We start from the raw sequence: 6,536 nt of genomic DNA on the forward strand, positions 1-6,536 counted from the left end.
TTACATTAGAAGCAGTAAAAATTATTGAAAATGAAAAAGGTGAATAGTGATGAATGAAATAATTGAAGTGATAGAAAGTTATAACGAATATATACGAAAAATACCTCAGGGTGTTATGTATATTGCCAATTGCCTACGAGAAGATCGGTTAAACGAAGCGTTGTTAACCATTAAAGATTTTTCGGAAGGCGTTATATGGTTATCCGATGCCTCTGAATTATTAAAAAAGAATGATATAGAAGTTGAATTAAATATAGAACAAATTCAAGCGTTTTTAATTGAAATTAATACTAGTTTAGAAAAGAAAGATTTTCTATTAGTTGCAGACTTATTAGAATATGAGATAGTACCATTTTTCGAGAACGTAATGTTAATCAATAAGGCTAATTAGTCAAATGTAGTCCGAAAAAAATCAAATAGAGTGAACGTACACTTTCACTGAGTGATATATAAATATAGATGAACTATAATTAAAATGAACAACAGTTTCAAAGCATAGTAAATGGAGATTGATAATGAAAAATAAAATTTTGGTAACAGGAGCAGATGGCTTTATTGGCTCTCACTTAACAGAAACATTAGTACGACAAGGCTATGATGTACGTGCCTTTGTTTATTATAATTCGTTTAATTCGTGGGGGTGGTTAGACCAGTCTCCCAATAATGTTAAGTCGCAAATAGACATTTTCTCGGGTGATATTCGTGATCCATATGGTGTAAAAGAAGCAATGAAGGGCTGTACGCATGTATTAAATTTGGCTGCACTTATTGCAATTCCTTATTCATACCATTCACCTGCTACATATGTAGATACAAATATTAATGGAACATTAAATATTGTCCAAGCAGCACGCGAATTAGGTATAGAAAAGGTGGTACATACATCAACTAGCGAAGTGTATGGAACGGCTTTATATGTACCAATCGATGAAGATCACCCATTACAAGGACAATCACCTTACTCAGCATCAAAAATCGGGGCAGATCAAATGGCGTTATCATTCTATCGTTCGTTTGATACACCTATATCAATTATTCGCCCATTTAATACATATGGTCCACGTCAGTCAGCGCGTGCTGTTATTCCGACAATTATTAGCCAGTTAGCAAACGGTAAGGAAACAATTAAGCTTGGTGCGGTTAGTCCAACACGTGACTTTAACTATGTAAAAGATACTGTACAAGGTTTTATCTCTGTAATGAACTCGGAAAAATCAATCGGTGAAGTAATTAATATTGGTTCAAACTATGAAGTCTCAATCGGTGAAACAGCAGAAATGATTGCCGATATTATGGGTGTGAACTTAACAATTGAAACGGATGAACAACGCCTACGTCCTGAAAAAAGCGAGGTAGAGCGTCTTTGGGCTGAAAATAAAAAGGCCAAAGAACTGCTTGATTGGGAGCCTGCTTACGGTGGGAAAGATGGCTTCCGTCACGGCTTAGAAGAAACAATTGAATGGTTTACGAATCCGAAAAATTTAGCTCAATATAAGGCAGATGTTTATAACATATGAATAACCAATGGATGCAATTTGCAGAACGTGTGAAAAAGATGTATGGAAAAGATTTTGTTCCATTACATGAACCAACATTTAACGAAAAAGAACTTGAATATGTAACGGATTGTATAAAAACTGGTTGGGTTTCTTCTGTCGGAGCTTATGTAACACGATTTGAAGAGGACTTAGCAAAGTTTGTTGGTGTGAAGAGAGCTGTTGCTGTCGTAAACGGTACAGCAGCACTGCATATTGCATTAAAGATAGCGGGGGTTGAGGCAGATGACGAAGTGCTAATGCCGTCGCTTACTTTTATTGCAACAGCCAATGCAGTAAGCTACTGTGGAGCAATCCCACACTTTATTGACGTACATGAAGAAACATTAGGTGTTGATCCATATAAGCTAGATACTTATTTGACTGAAATTTCAGAGTTACGTAATGGTGAACTGTTTAATAAGGAAACAAATCGTCGTATTAAAGCATTAGTACCAATGCATACATTTGGTCATGCTGTACATTTAGATGAGCTTGTTACTTTAGTGGAAAAGTATCATCTAGTGCTTGTTGAAGATGCTGCAGAATCATTAGGAACTTACTATAAAGGGAAGCAAACAGGAAGCTTTGGAAAAGTGAGTGCAATTAGTTTTAATGGCAATAAAATCATGACAACAGGTGGTGGCGGTGCTATTTTAACGGATGACGAGGCGTTGGCAGATTACGCGAAGCATATTACAACAACAGCAAAAGTCCCACACCGTTGGGAATTTGAACATGATGAAGTAGCGTTTAACTACCGTTTGCCGAATATAAACGCAGCATTAGGTTGCGCACAATTAGAAAAAATGCCGGAATTTATCGAACAAAAACGTGCATTAACTGCTTTTTATGAAGAGCTAGTCGCGCCATTAGAAGGTGTAACACTTTTCAAAGAACCAGCGAATAGTTTAAGTAACTATTGGCTTCAAACATTAATCTTAGATGACACATTAGTGCGTGATGATGTTTTGGCTTTCTTGAATGATCACGGTGTAATGAGTCGTCCAATTTGGACGCCGCTACACAAGTTAAAACCATATAGAGACTGTCCAAGAACAGATTTGTCTACAATTGAAAGTTTGAATGAAAAAATTATTAACATTCCGAGCACACCGATAAAAGAGGGATAACTAGTGAAACGAAAAATATGTGTTGTGACAGGAGCACGTGCTGAGTATGGGCTACTATTCAATTTAATGCGAGCTATCCAACAGTCAGCAGAATTTGAGTTACAGTTAGTTGTGACAGGTATGCATTTATCTTCTGAATTCGGCTTAACGTATAAACAAATTGAAGCAGATGGTTTTGCTATAGATGAAAAGGTAGAGATGTTGCTGTCCTCAGATTCAGCAACAGGCATCGCAAAATCTATTGGATTAGCGACAATAGGATTTTCTGATGCATTCGAGAGATTGCAGCCAGATTTACTTTTAATACTAGGAGATCGTTTTGAAATGCTAGCAGCGGCTCAAACTGCACTTGTAATGCAAATTCCAATAGCTCATCTTCATGGTGGAGAATGTACTTTTGGTGCTTATGATGATGCAATTCGTCATTCAATTACAAAAATGGCAACATGGCATTTTACGAGTACAGCATCACATCGAAAAAGAGTTATTCAGCTTGGTGAAAGCCCTAAACGAGTTTGGAATGTAGGCGCAGTTGGTATTGAAAATATATTAAAGCTTCCATTGCTCACGCGGGACAGGTTATTTACAAACCTAAAACTAAATATAGATCAGCCAATGTTTTTAATTACCTATCATCCAGAAACAAATCTTCAAACAAATGGAGTTTATTCATTATTAAAAGCATTGAGTAATTATACAAATGTCAATTTAGTCTTTACAAAAGCAAATGCAGATAATGGAGGTAGGGAAATTAATAAGGCTATTGAAAAATTTGTGTCGCAGCATGAAAATGCAATGGTCTTTGATTCATTAGGGCAGCAAAGATATTTAAGTGCAGTGAAATATGCGAATGTTGTAATAGGGAATTCATCTAGTGGTTTAATTGAAGTACCGTATTTACATACACCGACTGTGAACTGTGGAGATAGACAAGCAGGACGTGAAAAACCTAGCTCGGTATTCGATTGTCGATTAGAAGCCTCCGAAATAGAAAAAGCAATCGAGGCAGCGCTATTATATACAGGTCCATATGATCAAATTTTTGGAGACGGACATGTCGTAGAGAGAATTATGAATCATTTAAGAGAAATTTCATCTTTTACGCTACAAAAGGAGTTTTATGATCTATGAACCAATCTACTTATATAATCGCCGAAGCAGGCGTAAATCATAATGGCTCTTTCGAAATGGCCAAAGAGTTAATTAGAGTTGCGAAAGAAGCTGGTGCAGATGCTGTTAAATTTCAAACATTTCGTGCGGAAAATTTAGTAACGAAAGAAGCAAAGCAGGCACAATATCAAGTGGAAAATTTGGGAGAAGCCACATCGCAATATCAAATGTTAAAAAAACTTGAACTTTCATTTGAAGAATTTAAATTATTAAATGATTATTGTAATGAAATAGGGATTGAATTTTTGTCTACGCCGTTTGATTACGATAGCGTGGATTTTTTAGTTGATGCTTTACAGATGCAAACCGTTAAAATTCCTTCTGGTGAGTTAACCAATTCTCCGTTTCTTCATTATATTGCGACCAAGCAAAAAAAAATGATTATTTCAACGGGGATGGCAACTATTGATGAAATCCATGAGGCCCTGTCCTTTATCGCTTATGGCTTAGCAAAACCAGAAGCCAATGTTGCCATTGATAATGTGCATTCTTTTTACAAAACAAATGAGGCAAAGGCTATTTTGCAAAAATATGTAACCGTTCTTCATTGTACAACCGAATATCCAGCTCCTTTTGAAACAATTAATTTAAAAGCTATGAATCAACTATCTGAAGAACTAGGATTATCAATAGGTTTTTCAGATCATTCACAAGGAATTACCATACCAATTGCTGCAACTAGCATGGGGGCAACTATTATAGAGAAACATTTTACATTAGACCGAGCATTACCAGGCCCAGATCATGTAGCCTCATTAGAGCCCGCAGAGTTAACGGCGATGGTAGAAGGTATTCGTCAAGTTGAACGTGCTTTAGGGACTGGTTTTAAACAACCTACAGAAAATGAAATGAAAAATCGTGTAGCGGCAAGAAAGAGTGTTGTGGCAAGTGTAAATATTAAACAAGGTGAAATGTTAAATAAATACAATATTACCATTAAAAGACCTGGTAATGGCATTTCTCCGTCAAAGTATTGGTCTATTTTAGGTAAAAAGGCTAATCGATTTTATCAAAAGGATGAACAGATTGATGAATAATCCGATAATCATATTAGGTAATGGTGGTCATGCTTCAGTACTAACTGAGATATTGTACCTTCAGGAGAGAAAAATCTTAGGTTTTACAGCACCCGAAGAACAAAGGAATTCTTATGGTTTAAGTTACCTTGGAACGGATGAAATGATAAGGACGTTTAATCCTGAGAAAGTAGATCTAGTTTTAGGATTAGGTACTGTAAATATTTCGGATGTTCGCCAAAGTATTTTTGAAGACTTGAAAAATCAGGGATATACATTTGCAACGTGTATTCACCCAACTGCCATCATTTCTGCTACAGCGATACTAGCAGAAGGGGTTCAAGTAATGGCGGGTGCAATTGTACAACCACATGTGCGAATTGGAGAAAATACAATTATTAATACAGGGTCAATTATTGAACATGATTGTGTAATCGGATCCCATATACATATAGCTCCAGGTACGACTATTTCGGGGAGCGTTATTATAGGTAACGGATCCCATATCGGTACGGGTAGTTCTATTATTCAAGGTATTGAAATTGGAAAGAATACGCTTATAGGTGCAGGAGCTGTCGTTATTTCGAATATAGGTACAAATAAAAAAGCTATTGGAGTACCTGCAAAGGAAGTGTAATGTATGAAAAATTGGATAAATATCCTAATAGATAAAAATACGACACTATTAGAAACAATGAAAATCATTGATGATTCTTCCCTGCAATTTGCAGTAGTTGTAGATGATGCAAATTATTTACTAGGTACTGTAACCGATGGAGATATTAGAAGAGGTATTTTAAGAGGTGAAGGATTAGATGTACCAATTAAACAGATCATGAACCCCTCGCCAATCATCGCAAGTATCAAAAATACATACAGTGATTGTTTAAACTTACTGAAAAAACATAAATTAAAGCAACTACCGATTGTTGATTTGGATAATCGAATTGTTGATATTATTTTTGCAGATGAGGACCCAGTTGCTAAAAGCAATGGGAATTCTGTTATTTTAATGGCGGGTGGTCTAGGTACACGCCTGCGTCCGTTAACAGAAAACATCCCAAAACCAATGCTGAATGTTGGTGATAAGCCAATATTAGAAACTATTATTGAGGGTTTTAAACGATACGGTTTTACTGATTTTATCTTATCTGTCAATTATAAAAAAGAAATCATTCAAAATTATTTTCAGGATGGGTCAGCTCTAGGAGTATCAATTACTTATATAGAAGAAGAGAAAAGAATGGGAACTGCTGGACCTTTATCTTTGTTAAAGAAAAAGCCTACTAGTCCCTTCTTTGTTATGAATGGTGATTTGTTAACACAAGTAAATTTTGAACAGCTTTTACGTTTTCATGAAGATACGGATGCAGTAGCGACGATGTGTGTACGTGAATATGAGTATCAAATCCCATATGGTGTAATCGAAACCGATGGGCAACAGTTGGTTTCAATTAAAGAAAAGCCTTTGCAACGTAGTTTTGTGAATGCTGGGATCTATGTATTGAGCCCGGAAATATTAGATTATATCCCACAAAATGAATTTTACGATATGCCAGATTTGTTTAAACGACTAATGGAAAAACAAAGAAATGTTTCGGTATTCCCAGTGCGTGAATATTGGTTAGATATTGGACATATAGCTGACTTTGAACGAGCCGATGATGAGTATAGCAGTTATT

The 6,536-nt window shown here is 35.9% G+C and carries 7 protein-coding genes; all 7 read left to right on the forward strand.

Going from position 1 to position 6,536, the window contains the following annotated elements; translation table 11 throughout:
- Nucleotides 1-49: 49 nt before the first annotated feature.
- A complete protein-coding gene (locus AC06OU_RS15335) occupies nucleotides 50-391 on the forward strand; it encodes a DUF8042 domain-containing protein (protein WP_475856929.1) in 342 nt (113 codons plus the stop codon).
- Nucleotides 392-515: 124 nt separating this feature from the next.
- Nucleotides 516-1,517 carry an NAD-dependent 4,6-dehydratase LegB gene (locus tag AC06OU_RS15340; protein ID WP_475856930.1) on the forward strand — a complete coding sequence of 334 codons (1,002 nt, stop codon included), beginning with the start codon at nucleotides 516-518 and terminating at the stop codon, nucleotides 1,515-1,517.
- On the forward strand, nucleotides 1,514-2,668 hold the full coding sequence (locus tag AC06OU_RS15345; RefSeq protein WP_475856931.1) for a LegC family aminotransferase: 1,155 nt from the start codon (nucleotides 1,514-1,516) through the stop codon (nucleotides 2,666-2,668). The genes AC06OU_RS15340 and AC06OU_RS15345 overlap by 4 nt, the downstream gene beginning before the upstream one ends.
- Nucleotides 2,669-2,671: 3 nt before the next feature.
- On the forward strand, nucleotides 2,672-3,799 hold the full coding sequence (gene neuC / locus AC06OU_RS15350; RefSeq protein ID WP_475856933.1) for a UDP-N-acetylglucosamine 2-epimerase: 1,128 nt from the start codon (nucleotides 2,672-2,674) through the stop codon (nucleotides 3,797-3,799).
- Entirely contained in the window at nucleotides 3,796-4,875 is a 1,080-nt protein-coding gene (gene neuB / locus AC06OU_RS15355; protein ID WP_475856934.1) for an N-acetylneuraminate synthase, read from the forward strand. Before neuC ends, neuB begins: the two co-directional genes overlap by 4 nt.
- A complete protein-coding gene (locus tag AC06OU_RS15360) occupies nucleotides 4,868-5,491 on the forward strand; it encodes an acetyltransferase (protein ID WP_475856935.1) in 624 nt (207 codons plus the stop codon). The genes neuB and AC06OU_RS15360 overlap by 8 nt, the downstream gene beginning before the upstream one ends.
- A gap of 3 nt (nucleotides 5,492-5,494) precedes the next feature.
- The coding region (locus AC06OU_RS15365) for a nucleotidyltransferase family protein (protein ID WP_475856936.1) at nucleotides 5,495-6,536 on the forward strand (1,042 nt) is incomplete at its 3' end.

This window comes from Psychrobacillus sp., assembly GCF_056205495.1.

Bases quoted from the DNA above. Each gene is read 5' to 3' on its own strand.
- AC06OU_RS15335 (WP_475856929.1), top strand. From the start codon at position 50: ATGAATGAAATAATTGAAGTGATAGAAAGTTATAACGAATATATACGA.
- AC06OU_RS15340 (WP_475856930.1), top strand. From the start codon at position 516: ATGAAAAATAAAATTTTGGTAACAGGAGCAGATGGCTTTATTGGCTCT.
- AC06OU_RS15345 (WP_475856931.1), top strand. From the start codon at position 1,514: ATGAATAACCAATGGATGCAATTTGCAGAACGTGTGAAAAAGATGTAT.
- neuB (WP_475856934.1), top strand. From the start codon at position 3,796: ATGAACCAATCTACTTATATAATCGCCGAAGCAGGCGTAAATCATAAT.
- AC06OU_RS15360 (WP_475856935.1), top strand. From the start codon at position 4,868: ATGAATAATCCGATAATCATATTAGGTAATGGTGGTCATGCTTCAGTA.